Origin of the sequence: Burkholderia sp. NRF60-BP8 (genome assembly GCF_001522585.2) — a bacterium.
In the GTDB taxonomy this organism is placed as follows: Bacteria; Pseudomonadota; Gammaproteobacteria; order Burkholderiales; family Burkholderiaceae; genus Burkholderia.
Window position 1 is genome coordinate 613589 of record NZ_CP013374.1, and the last position, 22039, is coordinate 635627.

At 67.3% G+C, this 22039-nt stretch carries 21 protein-coding genes; 8 read left to right on the forward strand and 13 right to left on the reverse strand.

Annotated elements, in window-relative coordinates:
* Positions 1–61: 61 nt before the first annotated feature.
* The 5 genes from WS54_RS32410 to WS54_RS32430 form a co-directional block, all read right to left on the reverse strand.
* A complete protein-coding gene (locus tag WS54_RS32410) occupies positions 62–796 on the reverse strand; it encodes an LrgB family protein (RefSeq protein WP_034208881.1) in 735 nt (244 codons plus the stop codon).
* The gene (locus tag WS54_RS32415) at positions 793–1164 is read right to left on the reverse strand and encodes a CidA/LrgA family protein (protein ID WP_059781950.1); all 372 of its coding nucleotides are present in this window, start codon (positions 1162–1164) and stop codon (positions 793–795) included. Before WS54_RS32415 ends, WS54_RS32410 begins: the two co-directional genes overlap by 4 nt.
* A gap of 261 nt (positions 1165–1425) precedes the next feature.
* Positions 1426–2466: an alpha/beta hydrolase gene (locus tag WS54_RS32420; RefSeq protein ID WP_059781951.1), complete on the reverse strand. Its 1041-nt coding sequence runs from the start codon at positions 2464–2466 to the stop codon at positions 1426–1428.
* A 58-nt stretch (positions 2467–2524) separates the two neighbouring features.
* The gene (locus WS54_RS32425) at positions 2525–2950 is read right to left on the reverse strand and encodes an organic hydroperoxide resistance protein (RefSeq protein WP_034208878.1); all 426 of its coding nucleotides are present in this window, start codon (positions 2948–2950) and stop codon (positions 2525–2527) included.
* 224 nt (positions 2951–3174) lie between these two features.
* A complete protein-coding gene (locus WS54_RS32430; protein ID WP_059781952.1) occupies positions 3175–3741 on the reverse strand; it encodes a TetR/AcrR family transcriptional regulator in 567 nt (188 codons plus the stop codon).
* Positions 3742–4032: 291 nt separating this feature from the next.
* On the opposite strand from WS54_RS32430, the gene WS54_RS32435 reads away from it, so the two are divergent.
* The 3 genes from WS54_RS32435 (at position 4033) to WS54_RS32445 (ending at position 7887) form a co-directional block, all read left to right on the forward strand.
* Positions 4033–5886, forward strand: a complete 1854-nt coding sequence (locus tag WS54_RS32435) for an ABC transporter ATP-binding protein (RefSeq protein ID WP_059781954.1) — start codon at positions 4033–4035, stop codon at positions 5884–5886.
* 122 nt (positions 5887–6008) lie between these two features.
* Complete coding sequence (locus tag WS54_RS32440; protein WP_059781955.1) at positions 6009–6521, forward strand: DUF4262 domain-containing protein; 513 nt, start codon at positions 6009–6011, stop codon at positions 6519–6521.
* Positions 6522–6714: 193 nt separating this feature from the next.
* The gene (locus WS54_RS32445) at positions 6715–7887 is read left to right on the forward strand and encodes a porin (protein ID WP_059781957.1); all 1173 of its coding nucleotides are present in this window, start codon (positions 6715–6717) and stop codon (positions 7885–7887) included.
* A 212-nt stretch (positions 7888–8099) separates the two neighbouring features.
* On the opposite strand, the gene WS54_RS32450 is transcribed toward WS54_RS32445, so the two are convergent.
* From WS54_RS32450 to WS54_RS32465, 4 genes are all read right to left on the reverse strand, one after another.
* Complete coding sequence (locus WS54_RS32450; protein WP_059782042.1) at positions 8100–8564, reverse strand: hypothetical protein; 465 nt, start codon at positions 8562–8564, stop codon at positions 8100–8102.
* A gap of 226 nt (positions 8565–8790) precedes the next feature.
* Complete coding sequence (locus WS54_RS32455) at positions 8791–9258, reverse strand: hypothetical protein (RefSeq protein WP_059781959.1); 468 nt, start codon at positions 9256–9258, stop codon at positions 8791–8793.
* A 58-nt stretch (positions 9259–9316) separates the two neighbouring features.
* Positions 9317–9985: a hypothetical protein gene (locus tag WS54_RS32460; RefSeq protein WP_059781961.1), complete on the reverse strand. Its 669-nt coding sequence runs from the start codon at positions 9983–9985 to the stop codon at positions 9317–9319.
* Between the two features lie 220 nt (positions 9986–10205).
* Positions 10206–11183 carry a LysR substrate-binding domain-containing protein gene (locus tag WS54_RS32465; protein WP_059781963.1) on the reverse strand — a complete coding sequence of 326 codons (978 nt, stop codon included), beginning with the start codon at positions 11181–11183 and terminating at the stop codon, positions 10206–10208.
* Between the two features lie 57 nt (positions 11184–11240).
* Here WS54_RS32465 and WS54_RS32470 point away from each other — a divergent pair, with 57 nt between their 5' ends.
* From WS54_RS32470 to WS54_RS32480, 3 genes are all read left to right on the forward strand, one after another.
* Positions 11241–12140, forward strand: a complete 900-nt coding sequence (locus tag WS54_RS32470) for a DMT family transporter (RefSeq protein ID WP_034208871.1) — start codon at positions 11241–11243, stop codon at positions 12138–12140.
* A 642-nt stretch (positions 12141–12782) separates the two neighbouring features.
* Positions 12783–13937, forward strand: coding sequence for a branched-chain amino acid ABC transporter substrate-binding protein (locus tag WS54_RS32475; protein WP_059781964.1), 1155 nt, complete (start codon positions 12783–12785; stop codon positions 13935–13937).
* 87 nt (positions 13938–14024) lie between these two features.
* On the forward strand, positions 14025–14327 hold the full coding sequence (locus tag WS54_RS32480) for a hypothetical protein (RefSeq protein WP_059781966.1): 303 nt from the start codon (positions 14025–14027) through the stop codon (positions 14325–14327).
* Positions 14328–14423: 96 nt separating this feature from the next.
* Here the strand turns inward: WS54_RS32480 and ydiJ are convergent, their stop codons facing one another.
* The gene (gene ydiJ / locus WS54_RS32485) at positions 14424–17471 is read right to left on the reverse strand and encodes a D-2-hydroxyglutarate dehydrogenase YdiJ (protein ID WP_059781968.1); all 3048 of its coding nucleotides are present in this window, start codon (positions 17469–17471) and stop codon (positions 14424–14426) included.
* Positions 17472–17624: 153 nt separating this feature from the next.
* Here ydiJ and WS54_RS32490 point away from each other — a divergent pair, with 153 nt between their 5' ends.
* Positions 17625–18515 carry a LysR substrate-binding domain-containing protein gene (locus WS54_RS32490; protein ID WP_059781970.1) on the forward strand — a complete coding sequence of 297 codons (891 nt, stop codon included), beginning with the start codon at positions 17625–17627 and terminating at the stop codon, positions 18513–18515.
* Positions 18516–18537: 22 nt separating this feature from the next.
* On the opposite strand, the gene WS54_RS32495 is transcribed toward WS54_RS32490, so the two are convergent.
* On the reverse strand, positions 18538–19389 hold the full coding sequence (locus WS54_RS32495) for a LysR substrate-binding domain-containing protein (RefSeq protein WP_059781972.1): 852 nt from the start codon (positions 19387–19389) through the stop codon (positions 18538–18540).
* A 111-nt stretch (positions 19390–19500) separates the two neighbouring features.
* On the opposite strand from WS54_RS32495, the gene WS54_RS32500 reads away from it, so the two are divergent.
* On the forward strand, positions 19501–20148 hold the full coding sequence (locus WS54_RS32500; RefSeq protein ID WP_034209446.1) for a LysE family translocator: 648 nt from the start codon (positions 19501–19503) through the stop codon (positions 20146–20148).
* Between the two features lie 60 nt (positions 20149–20208).
* Here the strand turns inward: WS54_RS32500 and sfnG are convergent, their stop codons facing one another.
* Complete coding sequence (gene sfnG / locus WS54_RS32505; protein WP_034208865.1) at positions 20209–21312, reverse strand: dimethylsulfone monooxygenase SfnG; 1104 nt, start codon at positions 21310–21312, stop codon at positions 20209–20211.
* Positions 21313–21349: 37 nt separating this feature from the next.
* Positions 21350–21910: an FMN reductase gene (msuE, locus tag WS54_RS32510; RefSeq protein ID WP_059781976.1), complete on the reverse strand. Its 561-nt coding sequence runs from the start codon at positions 21908–21910 to the stop codon at positions 21350–21352.
* Positions 21911–22039 lie beyond the last annotated feature (129 nt).

A 22039-nucleotide genomic window follows, 5' to 3' on the forward strand; every position in this document is an offset into this window, starting at 1 on the left:
GCCGCCCTGTCGGCCTGTCGTCCGCGCCATCGGGGAAACCGATACCCCGGCGGCCGCGCGCTCAGATCCAGCGCGACAGCACCGGCAGCAGGATCGGCACGACGAACGCCGTCAGCACGCCGTTCAACCCCATCCCGAGCCCGGCAAACGCGCCGGCCTCCTCGCTCACCTGGAACGCGCGCGCGGTGCCGATCCCGTGCGACGCGACGCCGAGCGCGAAGCCGCGCACGGCCGGCTCGTCGACCCGCAGCAGATTGAGGATCCCGCGCGCGCACACCGCGCCGAAGATCCCGGTCGAGATCACGAGCACGGCCGTGAGCGACGGAATGCCGCCGATCTCGGCGGCGACGGCCATCGCGATCGGCGTCGTCGCCGATTTCGGCGCGAGCGACGCGATCGTCTGATGCGACGCCCCGAACAGCGCCGCGATGCCGACCGCCGACACGATCGCGGTCAGCGAACCCGCGAGCAGGCCGACGAGCAACGGCAGCGCGGTGCGCCGCAGCTTCGACCACTGGCGGTACAGCGGCAGCGCGAGCGCGACGGTCGCGGGGCCGAGCAGGAAATGGACGAACTGCGCGCCTTCGAAATACGTCGGATATGGCGTATGCGTGAGCGTCAGCAGCACGACGATCACCGCGACCGCGATCAGCACCGGATTCGCGAGCGGGTTGAAGCGTGCCCGCGCATAGACGGCCTGGGCGAACAGATACGCGACCAGCGTGATGGTCAGGCCGAGCAGTGGGCTCGCGGCGAGATAGACCCAGATCGCGCCGAGCTTCGGGAAGGCCGTCATTGCGCACCCTCCGCGGTGCCGCCCGCGCGGCGCTGGCGTCGCAGCAACGCACGCGTGACGAGCGCCGTCACCGCGATCGCGAGCGTGGTGCTGACGGTCAGCGCGACGACGACCGCGACCGCGTCGCCGCGCACGCGGTCGGCCGACACCATGATGCCGACGCCGGCCGGCACGAACAGCAGCGACAGGTGACGCAGCAGCTCGAGCGCGGTCGGCTCGATCGCATCGGCCACCTGCGGGCGCAGCATCACGAAGCCGAACAGCAGCAGCATGCCGATCACCGGGCCCGGCACCGGCAGGCCGAACAAATAGGACACCCCTTCCCCGAGACACTGGAAGATCAGCAAGACCGCGAACGCCTGCAACATGAACCGCTTCTCCCGAACGTGGCCGCGCTGCCGTGCAGCCGCACGGCCGATAAGCCGGCGAATTGCGACGCCGGCGTGAACGATACGCGCGATCGTACCAACAATGCCGGCGGCCGGGCGCGATCGTGCGATTGCGCGATCGCCGTTCGACCGTTTCGACCGACGCGCGGCCGGGCATGAGCGGGACGCCCTCCTTCATGCGAAAACGGCGGGCACGTGCCCGCCGTCCCGCCGTTCGGGTTCGAACGACCGTCGATCGCGTTACTTCAGCCGCGTCGCGATTTCATTGGCCATCGCCTTGATCGCGGCCTTCGTCGGTGCATCGTCGGCCAGCGCGTTCAGCAGACCGAAATCATGGATCGTGCCGTCGTAGCGCGTGGTCGTCGCGTCCACGCCGGCCGCGTCGAGCTTGCGACCGTATGCTTCGCCTTCGTCACGCAGCACGTCGAACTGCGCGACCTGGATCAGCGCGGGCGGCAACCCCTTCAACTGCGCGAGGCTCGCGCGCAGCGGCGACGCGTAGATCTCGTTGCGTTGCGCTTCGTTCTTCGTATAGGCGTCCCAGAACCACTTCATCATCGGCCGCGTCAGGAAGTGGCCCTGCTGATACGCACGGTACGAACCGGTGTCGAAGTCGTGATCCGTGACCGGCCACATCAGCCCCTGGAAACGGATCGCAGGGCCGCCCTTGTCCTTCGCCATCAGCGCGACGACGGCCGACATGTTCCCGCCGACGCTGTTGCCGACCACCGCGAGGCGGCTGCCGTCGACGCCGATCTCCGCGCCGTGCGCGGCCACCCACTTGGTCGCCGCATACGCCTGATTGATCGCGACCGGGTAACGCGCTTCCGGCGACGGCGTGTAGTTCACGAACACCGCGACGGCGCCCGACTGCACGACGAGATCGCGCACGAGGCGCTCGTGCGTCGGGAAATCGCCGAGCACCCAGCCGCCGCCGTGGATGAACACGAATACCGGCAGCGTCCCCGTCGCGCCTTGCGGACGCACGATCGTGACCGGCACCGACAGGCCGTCCTGCTCGATCGTGCGGTTCGACACGTCGATGCCGGACAGATCGACCTTCACACCATTCTGCGCGTCGACCAACACCTGGCGCGCCTTCGCGGGGCTCAGCGTTTCGAGGCCCGGGCCCTTCTGGCCGTTCAGCGCGGCGAGGAACGCGCTCGTCTTCGCATCGGGACGGACGGCGTCGGCGTCGGTGCCGGCGGCGAACGCGGCAGGTGCGGTGGACAACGCGGCTGCAACGGCGGCGGCGATCAACAGCGGCTTGACGATCTTCATGGTGCGACTCCTTGGTTGACTTCTTCGAATGGCGATGAATGTTTTGCAGTGCGATCGATCAGACGAGCGTAAGCGTGACGTCGATGTTGCCGCGCGTCGCGTTCGAGTACGGGCAGACGACGTGCGCGCGATCGATCAGCGTTTGCGCGATGTCACGATCGAGGCCGGGCAGCGAGATCTTCAGTTCCACTTCGATGCCGAACCCGTTCGGGATCGCGCCGATACCGACGCTGCCTTCGATCGCGGCGTCCGCGGGCATCGCGATCTTGTCGCGCGCCGCGACGAACTTCATCGCGCCGATGAAACACGCGCTGTAGCCGGCGGCGAACAGTTGCTCGGGGTTCGCGCCCGCCCCGCCCGCGCCGCCGAGCTCGCGCGGCGTGGTCAGCTTCAGGTCGAGACCGCTTTCGGGCACCGTCGCACGGCCGTCGCGGCCGCCGGTGGCTTTTGCATGGGCGCGGTACAGCACTTTTTCGATCGACATGACAGACTCCTTTTCAGCAAATGAATGAAACAGCGTTCGAACCGGGGACCGCGTGCCGGCGGTTTCTCCGCCGACCTCGCGTCAATTTATCTACTCATAGATAGATAAACATCCCCAAAAAATGCAGATGGTCGATCCATCTGCGCCAGCCATCTATCTACTACATGATAGATAGCAAAATCCACTAAAAGGGCGGCGAACCGCCCCACTGCTTGCGCCGCCCGTCAGGACCGCGTTTTCCAGACGGCCTCGACGTCCTCGAGACGCGCCCGCGTGTGAAACAGCCGGCTGGCCAGCACGCTGCCCTGAAACGCCGCGTACAACGTGCGCGCCGCCGTGTCGGGCTCGCCGCTGAACTGCAGCGTGCCTTCCTTCGCGCCTTGCGCGAGCAATTCCGCGAGCCAGCGCTCGTTGGCCGTGAAGAACGCCTGCACGGCCTGCCGCACGTTCTCCGGCAGCGTTTCGATGTCGGCCGCGAGCATCCCGCACAGGCAGATCAGATTGCCGTCACCGAGCGTGCGACCGAACATCTTCGTGTACAGGCTCAGCCTCACGTCGGCCGGCAACGCCGGATCGATCGCCCGCACCGCCGCGAGGACTTCGTCGCTGTACGCCGCCACCGCTTCCAGCACGAGATCGTCCTTCGACGGGAAGTAGTAGTGGATGCTCGACGTCTTCACGCCCACCAGGTCGGACAGGTCTCGATAGCTGAAGCCGTTGTAACCGCGCTGCATCATCAGCGTGATCGCGTGGTCGAGAATCTGTTCGCGGACGGTCGGTTTCGTTTCCATGGATCGAACTTTATCTACTCGTAGATAGATAGTCAAGGGGTTTTTTAAGGGGCGCGATGTCCATTCCCGGGAGCCCGATGCGCGAGTACGGCGCCGTTCGCACGGCCGGCGACGGCTTACAACCCGCCTGCAGCGCGGTCGAATCGATGCGACACTTCGAGCCGGGCCACGCGATCGCGGCGTAACGTCCGTCGGCCGAAAGGAACGTGCCGGCACACGATGACCGCAGCGCATCCGGTCCGGCACCATCGGCCCGCCCGTCGCGTCGGGCCGTATAAGGAGAACAAGTCAATGTATTCGTGGTTTGAACGGCGCCTGCCGACTTTCCCGCTCGAAGATCCCGTCACGCCGCCGAAGGGATTCTTCTCGTTCGTCTGGGCGTGCACGAAAGGCGCGCGCGGCTGGATCCTGCTGATCGCGCTGACGTCGGCCGCGCTGGCCGCGTACGAAGCCGCGCTGTTCGCGATGATGGGGCACGTGGTCGACTGGCTGTCGTCGTCGACACCGGCCGAATTCGGCGGCCGCCACTTCGCCGCGCTCGCCGGTTTCGCGGCGATCCTCGCCGGCAGCGCGCTGCTGATCGCGCTGCATACGATGGTCAAGCACCAGGTGCTCGCGATCAACTTCCCGATGCGGCTGCGCTGGCTGTTTCACCGGCTGATGCTCGACCAGAGCCTGTCGTTCTACGCGAACGAGTTCGCGGGCCGCGTGACGACCAAGATCATGCAGACCGCGCTCGCGGTGCGCGACGCGCTGTTCATGTCGGTCGACGTCGTGATCGGCGTCACGGCCTATCTGATCGGCATTCTCGTGCTCGCCGCCAGCTTCGACTGGCGGCTGATGATTCCCCTCGCGCTGTGGGCGCTCGGCTACGGCGCGGCGTGCGCGTATTTCGTGCCGCGCCTGGGGGCGATCGGCAGCCGGCAAGCCGACGCGCGCGCGCTGATGACGGGCCGCATCACCGACGCGTATTCGAACATCACGACCGTGAAGCTGTTCTCCCATACGCGGCGCGAAGCCGACCACGCGCGGCGCGCGATGGAAGCGTTCAAGGCGACCGGCGACGCGCAGATGCGGCTCGTCAGCGCGTTCGAGATCGTCAACCACCTGCTGTCGACGCTGCTGCTGGTCGGCTCGGCCGGGCTCGCACTCGCGTTGTGGATGCACGGCGAGGCGAGCGCGGGCGTGGTCGCGGCCGTGATCGCGATGGCGCTGCGCCTGTCGAGCTACTCGCACTGGATCATGTGGGAAATGACCGAGCTGTTCGAGAATGTCGGCACGATCCAGGACGGCATCAGCACGTTGACGAAGGTGCGCAGCGTGGTCGACGCGCCCGATGCGAAGCCGCTCGTGGTGCAGCGCGGCGAAATCGTGTTCGACAACGTGCAGTTCGCGCACGAGGACAACGATCGCGCGGTATTCGACGGGCTGAACCTGACGATCCGGCCCGGCGAGCGGATCGGATTGATCGGCCGCTCGGGCGCCGGCAAGTCGACGCTCGTGAACCTGCTGCTGCGCTTCTACGACGTCGGCGGCGGCACGATCCGGATCGACGGGCAGGACATCGCACACGTGACGCAGGACAGCCTGCGCGGCGCGATCGGGATGGTCACGCAGGATACGTCGCTGCTGCACCGGACGATGCGCGAAAACCTGCTGTACGGCCGCCCCGACGCAACCGAGCGCGAGATGCAGGACGCGGCCGTGCGCGCGGAAGCGGCCGAGTTCATCGACCGGCTGCGCGACCGCCACGGCCGCAGCGGCTACGACGTCGAAGTCGGCGAGCGCGGCGTGAAGCTGTCGGGCGGCCAGCGGCAACGCGTCGCGATCGCGCGCGTGATGCTCAAGGACGCGCCGATCCTCGTGCTCGACGAAGCGACCAGCGCGCTCGACTCCGAGGTCGAAGTCGCGATCCAGCGCAGCCTCGACAGTCTGATGCACGGCAAGACGGTGATCGCGATCGCGCACCGGCTGTCGACGATCGCCGCGATGGACCGGCTGATCGTGCTCGACGAAGGGCGCATCGTCGAGGAAGGCACGCACCAGCAGTTGCTGCAGGCGGGTGGCATTTACGCAGCGCTGTGGGCGCACCAGAGCGGCGGATTCCTCGGCGAAACGGCGGAAGCGGAAGACGTGGCGCAATAGACCGGCCGCCATGGCAATATGGCGGCCATCGATCGGCGGCGAATGTCGCCGACGATCGCGTTCCGGCTGGCCGGGGCCATCGCCCGGTTTCGTACCGACCCACGCATACCCGAGGAGCTCCCATGACCACGCGACCGGATATCGCGACCGCGCTCGATGCGCCCGATTCGGTGCTCGAGGAAGACGAGCAGCGCTTCGTGCATCAGATTCGCCAGCACGGATGGTTCCGCACCGAAGTATTCGCGGAAGGCGACGCACCGGGCTTCTCGTTCACGACCGGGCTGTGGGTCAACCACGGTTTCCCGGAAATCATCGTTTTCTCGTTGCCGACGCGCATCGTCCATGACGTGCTGTGGGACGTCTATCGGAAGGTCGCGGCCGGCACGCCGCCGCCGATCGGCGAAGTCACGGCCGCCGTCTACGGCAACGCGAATGCGCTGTTGATGCCGGTCGAGAAGGAACACTACGAAGCCCATCTCGGCTGGAACCGCTGGTTCTACGGCAACGACGACTTCCCGTGCGTGCAGTTGTTGTGGCCGGACCGCAACGGAATTTTTCCGTGGCAGCCCGAGGCGGACGACGCCTTGAACGCGGCGCAGCCGCGCCTGTTCGCATCGGGCGACGCGCGCCACTGACCTGGCGCGCCGAAATCGCGCGGCACGCGTGCGATGCACACACTATCCGCGCGCCGCTCGCCGATCCGTTGCGCGCGCATCCATCGCCGCGCCGCCTCATAACGATCCGACAATTTATTGGTTCCCTTGGCGATACGCCATCCGTATCGTTCACCGGCTCGTCAGACCAATCGACCAACGGGGGAATCCAACCATGAAACAGATCCGGTCATTCGCACTGCTCGCGCTGCCGGCCGCGCTCGTCGCCGCGGGCGCCCACGCACAAAGCAGCGTCACGCTGTACGGCATCGCCGACGCGGGCATCGCGTACGTCCACAACGCGCAGAACGCGAACGGCAGCAACGCGTCGAACCTCGTGAAGTTCAGCAGCGGCAACCTGTCGGGCAGCCGCTGGGGGCTGCGCGGCATCGAGGATCTCGGCAGCGGCCTGTCCGCGCTGTTCCAGCTCGAGAACGGCTTCAACATCGGCACCGGCGCGCTCGGCCAGGGCCAGCGCGAATTCGGCCGCAAGGCCGTCGTCGGCCTCGCGAGCAGCACGTACGGCACCGTGACGCTCGGCCGCCAGTACGATCCGGTCGTCGATCTCGTGCAGGGCCTCACGGAAGACAACTACTTCGGCGGCGTGTTCGCGACGCCGGGCGATCTCGACAACTACGACAACAGCCTGCGCGTCAGCAACTCGGTGAAATACACGAGCCCGCTGATCTCCGGCTTCCAGTTCGCCGCGCTGTACGGCTTCGGCGGCGTCGCGGGCGCGACCGGCAGCGGCCGCACGTACAGCTTCGGCGCGAGCTACGCGAACGGCCCACTGTCGCTCGGCGCCGGCTACTTCTACGCGAACGGCGGCACGACGGTCGCGGGTGGCGTGCGCACGTGGTCGAGCAGCTCGGACACGCTGTTCAACACCGTGATCAACCAGGGCTTCTCGAGCGCGAAGTCGATCCAGATCGTGCGCGTGGCCGGCCAGTACGTGGCCGGGCCGGCGACCTTCGGCCTCGCGTACTCGAACACGCAATACGGCGCGGACACGCTGTCGGCATTCAACCGGAACGCGAAGTTCAACAACGGCTCGGCGTTCTTCAACTGGCAGTTCACGCCGGCGCTGCGCGCGGGCGTCGGCTACAACTACACGTCGCTGACGGGCCCGGCTTCCGCGCACTACAACCAGGTCAACCTCGGCGCGGACTACGCGCTGTCGAAGCGCACCGACCTGTATGCGCTGTTCGGCTATCAGAAGGCGAGCGGCAATACGCTCGACGCGAGCGGCAAGACCGTGAAGGCCGCCGCGTCGGTCGGCTCGTACGGCGTGAACGCCGGCACCGATACGCAGGAACTCGCGATCGTCGGCATTCGCCACAAGTTCTGATCGCTACGTCGCACGACGATCGTCGTGTCGGGCGCGCACCGCGGTGCGCGCCTGCGGCGTTTACACTGTCCACCTTCACGTTCGTCACGACACGAGGAGCCCGGCATGCCGACGGTATGGGGACGACGCAACGCGTTCAATGTCCAGAAGGTGAGCCCGATGCCGACCTTTCAGAGTCGAACAGGCGTCGCAACACCGGTCCAATCATCGGCCTAATGTCGCCGCATGCCACCCAACCCGTGGCCCGCACCCACCGGGAACGGGCCGTGATGGAATCCCGCGCCCATCGGCACGCCGAAGCGGCGATGTCCGATCGGATTGAAGTGATCGACGTGATCGAAGTGGTGAAAACGACGGAAGCGATCGACGAAGATGAAGCTCACGCCCGCGCCGATGAACAACGGCGGCCCCCAGTACCACGGATCGGCATACGGATAGGCTGCCACCGGGTACCACAGCACGCTGCCGTCGGCGTTTTGCACGATCTGCCACGTCCCGTCGTCTTGCAGACACGCGCGCCCCACGATCTGCTGCTCCGTGCCGTCGATGTCCGCCTGCGCGACGACCGCACGGCAGTTCGTGCCGTTCGCCGCTGAATCGTCAGTCGTTTGCGCGAAGACGGACGCGGCAAAGCCGAGACAGACGATGGCTGTCAAGGATCGAAACGAGATGCACATGATCGGCTCCTGCGTCGTTGCCCCCGACCCATTGATCCCGAGCGTCGCCAACGACGCCCGCACACCGTTTTGCTTGCGCACGATTCGTCGCGCGGCGATCGCCGCTCGCCGCCGCTTCGCGTCGTACAGGGGTCTCCTGACGGCTAAACGACCCAGCGCGGCCGGTTATTCCAGGGGTCGGGATACGGATGCCCGTCGCGGACATCCCGGGCAATCGATGCCGGGATCAGCGCGTGGCGCGACGTCGGGCCACGCAATAGATAGAGGCTGCCGTCATCCCGAATACCAGATGGGCGATCAGCGTGATCGCGCCGCGCACCGGGATGAACCACGGAAAGATCGCCGTGAAGCCGTAGAGGTTCACGCCGTACAGCAGAAGCCCGAACGCGCCGCCCGCAAGCAGCGCGGCCACGTACGACAGACGGTGGACCAGCCGTGCCAGCATGGCCGCATAGACGAGCGAAAGCGTCGCATGCACGAACGTCGCCACGCCCATGACCAGCGGATCGAAGCCGCCGGACGTATCGAGCACGCTTCGCCCCATCACGATCGCGGCCGTGAGGCGTGCGTCGCGCAATAGATTTCGGACGGCGTCGTCGCCGGCGATTGCCCAGAGCAGCAACTCGACGACGGTCGATCCAACCGCCGCGCCGAACGCCGCCCAGAGCATCGGGACCACACTCGCTCGTTTCAATGGTCGTCCTCGTGGCGGGCCGGTCGATGCATCGAGCGAACCGCCGTGCAAACCCGGCTTACGACGCCCCTTCGCAGTCCGACCAGTACGCAAACGGGTCGCGATGTTTCGGATAGTGCTCGTCGAGCCATTTCAGCAGCGTCGCCCGCGCATTGTCCGTGTCGGCCTTCAACGACGACGTCGTCAGCTCATGCACTTCGACGGACTTTTCCCGATCGACCACGAAGCAGTTCCAGTCGGGGCCGTCGAGATCCGGATCGTCGGATGCCTTCGACGACTTCGTCCAGCCGAAACGCTTGCGCGCATCGATGTAGTAGCGCGGATGCACCTTCAGATACGACATCTCGCCGCCCTGCAGGCTGCTCTCGGCGCGCAGCACGTCGCGTTCGTCGACGATCTGCGTGACCTCCGGAAGCCGGCGGGAGCGCCATCCGGCGGGCAGCGTCGCCACCGCGCGGACGCTGTCGTAGGTGCCCCACTCGAGGCCCCACGCTTCGGCCATGCGTTTCATGAACGCGTCGGCGCTCGGATAACCGCGCAGCTGGATGCGGGTCGACAGCGTGACTTCCACCCCGCCGCGACCGCCGGATGCACTCGACACCTCGTCGTCCGCTTCGAACGGATTGCCCGGACGCGGCGATGCGCGCTTCGCGTCCGCAGGCGCCAGGCCGGAAAAAAGTTGATCCAGCGCCGCACGCGCTTTCGACGATTTGTCTGGTCTATTCATCGGTTCCCTTTTGTGCAAATTTGAACCCGTACTGCAATGGTTGGTGATTGCCCTGCCGTCGGGCAAAGGCGCGATTCCGCTTCACTGCGGCGATCTCGCCGTTTTCCGCGGCTGCATTGTAACGATTCGGCGTCCTCGGCCGAACGAACGGAACGGGCGGCCCGTCGCATGCGCGACGCGCGTGCCGAAGCGGCCGCCTGCGCGAACCGCCGGGTGCGCGCTAGCGCAGCGCCTTCACCATCCGTTCCATCAACGCGAGAACCTCCGGCCGATTCTCGCCCTTCGCGTGCACGAAGTGATAGCTGAGCGGCGAATCGACCTCGTGACGGCTCACGCGCACGAGCGCACTGCGCTGCAGATACGCATCCGCAAGCGGCGTTCGCGCAAGCGCCACGCCCAGCCCCGCTTCGGCCGCCGCCAGCACGAGGTTGTAATCCTCGAACCGGCGATCCTGCGCGCGCGGCTTGAACGGAATGCCGAGCGCATCGAACCACGTGCGCCAGCCGGTCACGTCGGAATCGTGCAGCAACGGCATGTCGAGCAGCGCGGCGTCGCCCGTTGCGCGGCGCATCCTGGCCAGTTGCGCGGCGAGCCGCGGATGCGCGACCGGATACAGCCGCTCCGGCATGAATGGGCGAGTGTCGAGCCGACGCCAGTTGCCGCGCCCGTACCGGATCGACAGATCCGCTTCGCCGCCGGCGATATCCACGTTGCGCAGCTCGATACCGAGCTCGATGCGCAACGCGGGCGCTTCATTCTCGAGCGCCTGCTGCCGCTCCAGCAGCCACAGCTGCGCGAACGCGGGCACCACGCTCATCCGGACCAGCCGCGGCGTGCGCGGCGTGCGCCATTGATCGGCCGCGCCGTCGATGATCGCGAACGCCTGCTCGATCCGGCCGACGAAGCGCTGCCCGTCCGGCGTCAGGCGCACGCCGCGCGCATGCCGCTCGAACAGCGCCATCCCGAGCCAGTTTTCCACGGCGGCCACCCGGCGGCTGATCGCGCCGTGCGTGACGCCGGAAACGTCGGCGGCCGCGAGAAACGAACCCTCGCGCGCCACCGTGCAGACCGTCTCCAGGCTCGCGAGCGGCGGCCGCGGGCCCGGCATCGGCGCGGCGGCCGACAGCCGGACGGCCGCCTGACGCGCACGCGCCGAGCTGCCGGCCCGCCGCGGCCCCGAGCTGTGAGCCATATTCATATCCGGGTGTTGATCTGTGCGCTAGCTTAACATCTCGCCACGCTGCACCATGGCCGCATGAATACGCTTTCGTCACCGACGTCGCGCGGCGCGCGACAACCGCTCGTCGCGGCAGCCGCGGTCGCGTTCACGATCGTCTCGTGGGCGTCCGCGTTCCCGTTCATCCGGATCGGCCTGCATGGCCTCGCGCCGCTGCAGCTCGCGGCCGCGCGCTTCGCGACCGCCGCGTTGCTCGTGATCGCGTGGCTCGCCTGGCGACGGCCGCCGCTGCCGGCGAAAGGCGATGCGTGGCGCTTTCTCGCGTGCGGCCTGCTCGGCATCGCGCTCTACAACGCACTGCTCAATACCGGCGAACGGACCGTGTCGGCCGGCGCGGCGAGTTTCATCGTGAACACGCTGCCGATCTTCACCGCATTGCTGGCCGCCGCGTTTCTGCGCGAGCGCTTCAATCGCTGGGGCTGGCTCGGGTCGCTCGTCAGCCTCGCCGGCATCGCGGTGATCGCGCAAGGGCAGCCCGGCGGCCTCGTCCTCGGCTCGGGCAGCACGCTGATCCTCGGCGCGGCGCTGTGTTCGGCCAGCTATTTCGTGTTGCAGCGGCGGCTGATTCCCGTGTACGGCGCGCTGCCGTGCACCGCGTACACGCTGCTGGCCGGCGCGGTGTTGCTCGCGCCCTGGCTGCCCGGCGCGCTCGTGTCGCTCGGCGACGGGTCGCGCGACACGGCGCTGGCCGTCATCGTACTCGGCGTCTTTCCCGCCGCGCTCGGTTACGCGACCTGGACCTTCGCGCTCGGCTACTTCGGCGCGGCGCGCGCGGCCAACTTTCTCTACCTGACGCCGGCGGTCGCGACGCTGCTGTCGGTGGTGCTGACCGGCGAGCGGCCGGGCATCGCGACGGCGTGCGGCGGCCTGCTGGCGATCGTCGGCGTGGTCGTCGTCGCATGGCGCGGACGGTCGTAGGGTCGAGCGCGCGGCGAATGGCGCGGCCGACGCGACGATCCGGATTTGCCGCGACGCCGGCCCCAAAACGGCCCCCGTCTCTGCCGATCTCGAGGGACGGTTCGATCGGTGTAATCGGCACCCACTCGCCGGCGCGGCCGAACTTGACCGTTAGTTGCATAACGACGGCGATCGCGCTCGATGGAGCATGACCATGAAACCCGATACGCCATTCGCCGTTGACCAAACTGTGCAGACAAATCGACCGAACAGTTCCCGATTGACCGGGCGCCAGTGTCCATGGCTTCGCCGAGGCAACCAGCCGAATAATGGATGCGGCCGTAAGGCCGACGACAGCGAACCGCAATCCGGGGGCCGCCGCGGCGCATGATCTGCGGTATCCGGAAGCCTCGACATCCGCGCGCCGGCGCATGCCGCAGCGGTCCGCCATGCAGTGCGCCGCAGCACACGGAAGCGGGTTCCGATATATTCATACGAATTGCATGGCGCGCGGCACCCGCCCGCTCGCCCGGGCGGCAGGTCACTCGGCCGGACACCATGCAAGCGACGCCCGTGACGGGTATGGAAAATCGTCCGATCGCCCCGGCCCGCGGCCGGCCGGTCGAGACGTCAATAGAAAGACATTCAATTCGGAGATGGCAGATGGAACGAAGCACTGTCGGCATGCGCTGCAAACCCCTGATCACCGTTGCACTGGCTGCCGCCGCGTTCGCGGCCGCGTCGAGCGCGATGGCCGACCAGGTCGTGAAGATCGGCAGCGTCGAACCGACGACGGGCGGCGTCTCGCACCTCGGCAAGGACAACGAGAACGGCGCGCGCCTCGCGGTCGAGGAAATCAACGCGAAGGGGCTGACGATCGGCGGCAAGAAGATCACGCTGCAACTCGACGCGCAGGATGACGCGGCCGACCCGCGCCAGGCGACGCAGGTTGCGCAGAAGCTCGTCGACGACAAGGTCGTCGCCGTCATCGGCCACCTGAATTCGGGCACGTCGATCCCGGCCTCGAAAATCTACAGCGACGCGGGCATCGTGCAGATCTCGCCGTCGGCCACGAACCCGACCTACACGCAGCAGGGCTTCAAGACGACCTACCGCGTCGTCGCGACCGACGCGCAGCAGGGCCCGGCGCTCGCGAGCTATGCGCAATCGAAGGGCGTGAAGAGCGTCGCGGTGATCGACGACTCGACCGCGTACGGCCAGGGCCTCGCGAACGAGTTCGAGAAGAAGGCGAAGGCGCTCGGCCTGAAGGTGCTGTCGCACGACGCGACCAACGACAAGGCGGTCGACTTCCGCGCGATCCTGACGAAGGTCAAGGGCGAGAACCCCGACGCGATCATGTACGGCGGCATGGACGCCACCGGCGGCCCGCTCGCGAAGCAGGCGAAGCAGCTCGGCCTGCGCGCGAAGATCCTGTCCGGCGACGGCGTGTGCACCGACTCGCTGGCCGAACTGGCCGGCCCGGCGGCCGACAACGTGCTGTGCTCGCAGGCCGGCGCGGCGCTCGAGAAGATGCCGGGCGGCGCGGACTTCCTCGCGAAGTACCAGAAGCGCTTCAACCAGGGCATCAAGTTCGACGCGCCGTTCGCGTATGACGCGGTCTATATCGCGGTCGACGCGATGAAGCGTGCGAACTCGACCGACCCGGCGAAGATCCTCGCGGCGATGCCGGCGACGAAGTACGACGGCGTGATCGGCACGACGACGTTCGACTCGAAGGGCGACCTGACGCACGGCGTCATCTCGATCTACGGCTACAAGAGCGGCAAGAAGACCTTCCTCGACCAGGTGAAGATGTAACCCGACGCGGCGCCGGCACGACGGGAACGCCACCCGTCGGCGCCGGCGCCACGCGGGCCGAATTCTGATTCACGGAGACGAAGCATCATGTGTGCAATGGCGTATGCGGAATTCCAACAGGAGTTGAAGAAGGCGCAGTTGACGGCGCGCGAGTTCGCCCGCCTGATCCGGATGAACGAAAGCTCCATCACGAACTATTCGAGCAAGGGCACCGTCCCTTCCCACCTCGCGGTCATCGCGAAACTGATCGGCACGCTGGCCGCGCACGAGATCGACTTCCGGCGCGTGATCCGGCAAATGCGGATCGAGCCGAAACGGCCGCGCGGCGTCGGCGTGCTGCCCGCAGCGGACAAACCGCGGTCGCGGAAGACGGCGAAAGCCGACGCCTGACCCGCGCCGGCGAAGGTCGACAGCGGCACGGGGATTGCCGCTCGACGCTCGATCGACGCCTCCTCGGAGGGCCGCTCGGCCCGCACCGCCCCGTCGTCACCCCACCGCCCGCACATGATCGAGCAGCGCCTGCAACGGATGGCGCACCTGTTTCGACGACAGGCGCTTCACCTGGCTGCGGCACGAATACCCGGTCGCGAGCGCTTCGCCTTCCTCGTCCGGCGCATCGACGTGCGCGGCCCACGACTGCGCATAGATCGTCTTCGACGTCGCGAGATTGCGCACCTCGTGCCCGTACGTGCCCGACATCCCGCAACACCCGGCCGGCTGAACCTGCAAGCGCAACCCGCGACGCGCGAACACCTGCGCCCATTGCCTGCCGCTGTCCGGCGCATTGGTTTTCTCGGTGCAGTGCGGCAACAACCGATATGAAACCGTCGCCCCGCCCGCACCGGCTTCCGGTAGCGCATCCAGCAGCCACTCCTGCGGCAGTGCGACCTTCGGCACGTCGGCGAGCCCCGTCACCTTCAGATATTCCTGCCGATACGTGAGCGTCATCGCCGGATCGAGGCCGACCAGCGCGACGCCCGAGCGCGCCAGCGCGGCCAGTTGCGTCGCGTTGCGGATCGCCGCCTTCGCGAAGGCTTGCAGAAAGCCCTGCACGTGCAGCGCCTTGCCGTTCGGCGCGAGCGGCGCGAGCCACACCTGATAGCCCAGGCGCGCCGCCAGCTCGATCAGCGTCGCCAGTTGCTCGGTATCGAAATAGCGCGTGAACGTATCCTGCACGATGACGACGCTGCGCGCGCGCTGCGCATCGCTCAGCGCGGCGAGCGCATGCGGGTCGGCCGGCTTCACGCGCCACGCGCGGATCACGGCCGCGAGATCGAAGCGGCTCAGCAGCGGGCTGTCGACCATGCCGACCTGACGCTCGAGCAGCGCCCGCACCCAGCCGGATCCCATCAGCCCGTTGTAAAGCGCGGGCACGCGCGCCATCCACGGCATCGTGAATTCGAGCGAGCCGATCAGGTAGTCGCGCAGCGGCCGCCGGTAGCGCTGGTGATACAGCTCGAGAAAGCGCGAGCGGAACTCGGGCACGTTGACCTTGACCGGACACTGTCCCGCGCACGACTTGCATGCGAGACATCCGGCCATCGCGTCGTACACCTCGTGCGAGAAATCCGTGTCGCCACGACGGGCGTGGCGGCTGTTGCGCCAGCGCTCGACCAGACCGCGCAGGAGCGGCTGCCGCGTGCGCGCCGCCGCGACGACGTCGACGCCGGCCTGCCCTTGCAGGCGCAACCATTCGCGCATCAGCGACGCACGCCCTTTCGGCGACTGCACGCGTTCGCGCGTCGCCTTCCACGACGGGCACATCGCGTCGTCCGGATCGAAGTTGTAGCACGCGCCGTTGCCGTTGCAATGCATCGCGGTGCCGTAGCTCTGCCACACGCGCTCGTCGATCTGCCGGTCGTGATCGCCGCGCGTCGGCACTTCGTCGATCTTCAGCAACCGCAGCGTGCGATCCGGCGGCGTCGCGATCTTGCCCGGGTTGAACTGGTTGTGCGGATCGAATGCGGCCTTCAACTGCTGCAGCGACGGATACAGCTCGCCGAAAAACGCCGGCGCATATTCGGAGCGCACGCCCTTGCCGTGCTCGCCCCACAGCAGGCCGCCGTGACGTTGCGTGAGTTCGGCCACCGCGTCCGACACGGGCCGCACCAGCGCCGCCTGCTTCGGATCCTTCATGTCGAGCGCCGGACGCACGTGCAGCACGCCCGCATCGACGTGGCCGAACATCCCGTACTGCAGCCCGTGGCCATCGAGCAGCGCGCGGAATTCGGCGATGTACGCGGCGAGGTTCTCGGGCGGCACCGCCGTGTCCTCGACGAACGGTTGCGGGCGCGCCTCGCCCTGCACGTTGCCGAGCAGGCCGACCGCGCGCTTGCGCATCGCATACACGCGCTTCACCGCATCGTCGCCGGCCGCCAGCGTATGGCCGAGACGCGTCACGCTCGTATCGGTGCGCAGATGCTCGACGAACGCGCGCACGCGCGCATCGACGTCGTGTTCGTCGTCGCCGCTGAATTCGATCAGGTTGATGCCGAGCGTCGGATGCGCGTCGTCCTGCGGGAAATACTCGGCCACGCTGCTCCACACGAAGTCCTTCATCGCGAGCATCAGCACTTTCGAGTCGACCGTCTCGATCGACAGCGGCCGGTGTTCGAGCAGCGCGCGCGCGTCGCGCAGCGCGTCCATGAAGCCTGCATAACGCACGTTGACCAGCACCGAAAACTTCGGGATCGGCAGCACGTTGAGCTTCGCCTCGACGACGAAGCCGAGCGACCCTTCCGCGCCGCACAGTACGCTGTTCAGGTTGAAACGGCCGTCCGGTTCGCGCAGGTGCGCGAGGTCGTAGCCGGTCAGACAGCGGTTGAGCTTCGGAAACTTCGCGTCGATCAGCGCCGCCTTGTCGTCGCTGATGCGCCGCGCGGTGCGATACACGTGGCCGACGCGATCCTGCCGCGCACAGCGGCGTTCCAGCTCCTCATCGTCGAGTGCGCCGCTGTGCAGCCGTTCGCCGCCCATCAGCACGAAATCGAGCGCGATCACGTGATCGCGCGTCTTGCCGTACGTGCAGCTACCCTGCCCGCTCGCGTCGGTGTTGATCATCCCGCCGACGGTCGCACGGTTCGACGTGGACAGCTCCGGCGCGAAGAACAGCCCGTGCGGCTTCAGCGCCGCATTGAGCTGATCCTTGACGACGCCCGCCTCCACGCGCACCCAGCGCTGCGCGACGTCGATTTCGAGGATCCGGTTCATGTTCCGCGACAGGTCGACGACGATGCCGTCGGTCAGCGACTGCCCGTTGGTGCCGGTACCGCCGCCGCGCGCGGCCACCGCGACGTCGCGGTGCGCGGGCTCGGCCAGCAGCCGGGCCAGTAACTGGACGTCATCCGCATGCGCGGGGCAGATCACCGCCTGCGGCAGGCGCTGGTAGATCGAGTTGTCGGTGGCCTGCACGGTCCGGTTCGCGTGATCCGCGCGGATTTCGCCGGCGAAGCCGGCCGCCTGCAGCGCGGCGAGAAAATCGCGGTAGACGTTCGCGGACGGGCTGGCGGGACGAGGCAACGGGACGATCGACATGGGGCGAAAACGCAATGTGGGTGGAGCAGGCCGGTTCGCGCGCACCAAAACATGATTTTTTGGCAAGTTTCCGCGCAACCGGGAATTCCAGTATCTTTCGATAATCCTCTATAAACAAACGAATTCTTCCCCGGCTAAACTTGCATAAAACTCATGAATTACCGCCGCCTCACCCCGTCGATGTCGCTGCTGCTCGTGTTCGAGGCCGCCGCGCGGCATGAAAGCTATACGCGCGCGGCCGAGGAGCTGTCGCTGAGCCAGAGCGCGATCAGCCGGCAGGTCCAGACGCTCGAGGATCAGCTCGGCGTGCCGCTGTTCCGGCGCGAGGGTCGCTCGGTCAAGCTGACCGACGTCGGCCGCCGCTACTTCGGCGAGCTGACCGGCGCGCTCGGGCGCATCCGCGGCGCGACGTTGCAGGCGATGTCGCATCGGGCGGGCGCCGGCTCGCTCCGGCTGGCCACGTTGCCGACCTTCGGGTCGAAATGGCTGCTGCCGCACCTGCACGGCTTCTATGCCGCACATCCGGGCGTGACCGTGCACCTTCATTCTCGAATCGGCGCGATCGATTTCCTCAACGACGACCTCGACGCGGCGATCACCGTCGGCACCGGCGACTGGCCGGGCCTGCATGCGCATCGGCTGTACAACGAGTTCCTGATCGCGATCGCGCCGCCCGTCGCGGGCAGCGGCCGCAAGGCCGACGCGCGCACGCCGGCCTGGGCCGCGAAGCAGACGCTGCTGGGCGTGACGAGCAATCAGCAGGCCTGGGCCGAGTGGTTCTCGCACTATCGGCTCGATCATCGCAAGATGCGCATCGGCCCAAGTTTCGAGCTGACGTCGCATCTGATCCAGGCCGTGCATGCCGGAATGGGGATCGGGCTGGTGCCGAAGGTGCTCGTGGAAGACGAATTGAGCCGTGGCGAGCTCGACTCGATCGGCGACGCGATTACCAGCCAGCGCAGCTATTACCTCGTCTACCCGCCGGGCAACGAAACGCTGCCGTCGCTCGTCGCCTTCCGCGAATGGCTGCTGACGTCGTGCTGACGCGCCGCCGGCGATGGGCCGCTCAGGCGCGCCATTCGCCGAGAATCTGCTCGGCGAGGTAGTCGCACGGCGGGCGCGCGGACTGCGCGCTGCGGGCGAGCACGACCTCGAGTTCGCCGAGCGACGGTAGCCCGTGGCTCTCCGTCAGCTGCAACAGGTGATCGGGCACGCAGCAGCGCGCGAGCGGCGCGACGGCGAGACCGGCCTCGACCATGCTGAGCAGGCCGAGAAAGCTCGGGCTTTCGTATGACATCCGGTACGGAATCTTCCGCCGGTTCAGCGCCCTGACCGCGTGATCGCGGGCCATGCTGCCGCCGTGCGTGAAAAACGCCACCGGCAGCGGCCGCTCTTCCCACACGTCGCGTTTCGGCGAGCCGGCCCAGACGAGCGGCTCCATCCGGATCAGCTCGCCCGTCACGCCCTTGATTCGCGTGAGGCACGCGAGGTCGACCGTGTTGTCCTTCAGCATCGGCACGAGCGCGCTGCTCGGCTGGCCGATCACGCGCACTTCCACGCGCGGATGCATCGCCGCGAACTTGCCGAGCACCTGTGGCAGCAGCGACGAGATGTAGTCGTCGGGCACGCCGATCGTCACGCGGCCGCGCATCTCCGGACGCACGACCGACGCCCACGCCTCGTCGCGCATCGCGAGCATCCGGCGGCCGTAATCGGCGAGCATCCTGCCGTCGTCGGTCGCCGTCACGTTGCGCGTGTCGCGGATGAACAGCGGCTTGCCGAGCGCGTCTTCCAGCGTCTTGATCTGCATGCTCACCGCCGACGGCGACCGGTGCACGGCCTGTGCGCCCTGCGCGAACGATCCGGATTCCGCGACGGCCACCACCATCGCGAGCACATCGAGGTCGAGCTTCTTCATGACGATTCAGAAAAACTGATCAATCGATTCAGTTTATCCCGTTTTACTGTTCACCTCCATCGCCGGACAATCGACGCCATCAGCACTCATTCGATGCAGGAAGCGGAAAACATGCACACGTCCGGATCGCTCTACGGGTTTCTCGTCATCGGCGGCATGCTCGCCGTCACGCCGGGGCCGAACATGGTCTACGTGATGTCGCGCTCGATCGCGCAAGGGCGGGCGGCCGGGCTCATTTCGCTCGCCGGCGTGATGATCGGCTACCTGTTCTACATGTTCGCCGCCGCGTTCGGCATCACGACGCTGTTCATGAGCGTGCCCTATGCGGGCAGCGTGCTGGGCGCGGTCGGCGCAACCTATCTGCTGTACCTCGCATGGCAGGCGGTGCGGCCCGGCGGCCGCTCGCCGTTCGAGGTGAAGGCGCTGCCGGCCGAGCAACCGCTGCGGCTGCTCGCGATGGGCGCGACGACCAGCGTGCTGAACCCGAAGCTCGCGATGCTGTTCGTGTCGCTGCTGCCGCAGTTCATCGACTACGGACGAGGCAGCGTGTTCGGCCAGTCGCTGTTTCTCGGCTCGCTGCTGATCGCCGCGTTCGCGTCGGCCAACGGGCTGGTGGCGCTCTGCTCGAGCGGCCTCGCGACGTTCCTGCACGGCCGCCCGACGCTGCTGCTCGCGCAGCGCTGGGCGATGGGCATCATCCTCGGCAGTCTCGGCGTGCAGATGGTGATCGAGGCATCGAGGCTGGCGGGCGTCGCGTGAACGTCGCGCCGCCGCGCGGTCCTGCGCGATCGCGGACCACGCGCGTGCGTCGGACGGGCGTCACGCGGCAACGGCCTGCCGCCGCGCCTCCAGTTCGCGCACGAGCGGCAGCACGCGCCGGCCGAAGTATTCGACTTCCTCGATGAAGTGCAGGAAGCCGGCCAGCACGAGATCGACACCGATCGCCTTCAGCGCGACGATCCGCTCGGCGATCTGCTGCGGCGTGCCGATCAGGTTCGTGCGAAAGCCGTCGTTGTACTGCACGAGATCCTCGAACGTCGATTTCGCCCAGTTGCCCTCGCCTTCGGGCGAGGCCTTGCCGGCCTCCTTCACCGCATCGCCGAACGCGTGCACCGCTTCGACGTGCGCATGCCGGATGATGTCGTCGAGCACGGCCCGCGCTTCTTCCTCGGTGTCGCGCGCGATCACGAACGCATTGACGCCGATGCGCACGCGATGGCCGTTCGCGGCCGCCTTCGCGCGAATGTCGTCGATCTGCGCCTTCAGGTTCTCCGGCGTATTGCCGTTCGTGAAATACCAGTCCGACACGCTCGCCGCGTTGTCGCGCGCCGCGCGCGAGCTGCCGCCCTGGAAGATTTCCGGATGCGGCTTCTGCACCGGCTTCGGGCTCAGCGTGTAATCGTTGAAGCGGTAGAAGTCGCCCTTGAACGTGAAGTTGTCCTGCGTCCAGATGCCCTTGAGCGCCTGGATGAATTCCTTCGAGCGCCGATAGCGTTCGTCGTGCTCGAGCCACGGCTCGCCGATCGCGGTGAATTCGCCCTTGAACCAGCCGCTCACGACGTTGATCGCGATGCGCCCGTTCGAGATGTGGTCGATCGTCGCGAGCTGCTTCGCGACCACGGCCGGATGCCACGGCCCCGGCAGGATCGCCGCGAGCACCTTGAGCTTGGTCGTCGCATGCAGCAGCGCCTGGCTGAACGACACCGACTCGTGCTGGTATTCGGCGCCATAACCGGCCGTGAAGCGGATCTGGCTCAGCGCATAGTCGAAGCCGGCCGCTTCGGCCGTGCGCGCGAGCTTCTGGTTGTATTCGAGGCTCCAGTCGGTGCGCTGCTCGATCGTACTGACGACGAGGCCGCCGCTGACGTTCGGCACCCAGTACGCGAATTTGACGCCGTCGGCGGAAGAGTCGGAAAGGCTCATGAAAGTGTCCTGGTCGAAGGGGAAACGAAAAAGCGGCTTACGCGGCCGCGGCGGAAAGCGCGTGCTGGCGCAGTTGCGGCACCGCGCGGTCGACGGCGAGCGCGATGCGCTCGCGCAACGCCGGGCTCGCGATCTGGTACCGGTCGAAATCGCTTTCGGATGCGTACACGCCGATCGGCAGCGTGCGCGCCTGGAAGAAGCTGAACAGCGGGCGCAGCTGGTGGTCGATCACGAGCGCATGACGCTCGCTGCCGCCGGTGGCCGCGAGCAGCACCGGCACGTCGACGAGCGCGTCGTGGCGCACGAGGTCGAACAGATGCTTGAAGAGGCCCGTGTACGACGCGCGATACACCGGGCTCGCGACGACGAGCGCATCGGCCGTCTCGATCGCGCGGATCAGCGCGTCGAGATCGGCCGGCACCTGCGCGCGCGTGAGCGCGCCGGCCAGCCGGCTGCCGATCTCGCCGAGTTCGATCAGCCGCGCGTCGATCGACAGCGCGGCGCCGAGCGCCGTGACGATCGCGTCGGTCAGCGCCAGCGTGCGCGACGGCCGCTGCAGGCTGCCCGATATCGCGACGACGTTGAGAGGGTGGCTCATGCGATGCGTTCCCGTGGTGAAGCCGCATGCAGTGCGGCGATACCGGTTCGGGTCAGCAAGGAGCGTGCCATTGGCGCGGATGCGTGAAGGAAATTTCATCTGGATGACGAAATTTTTTGCCATCGCCCG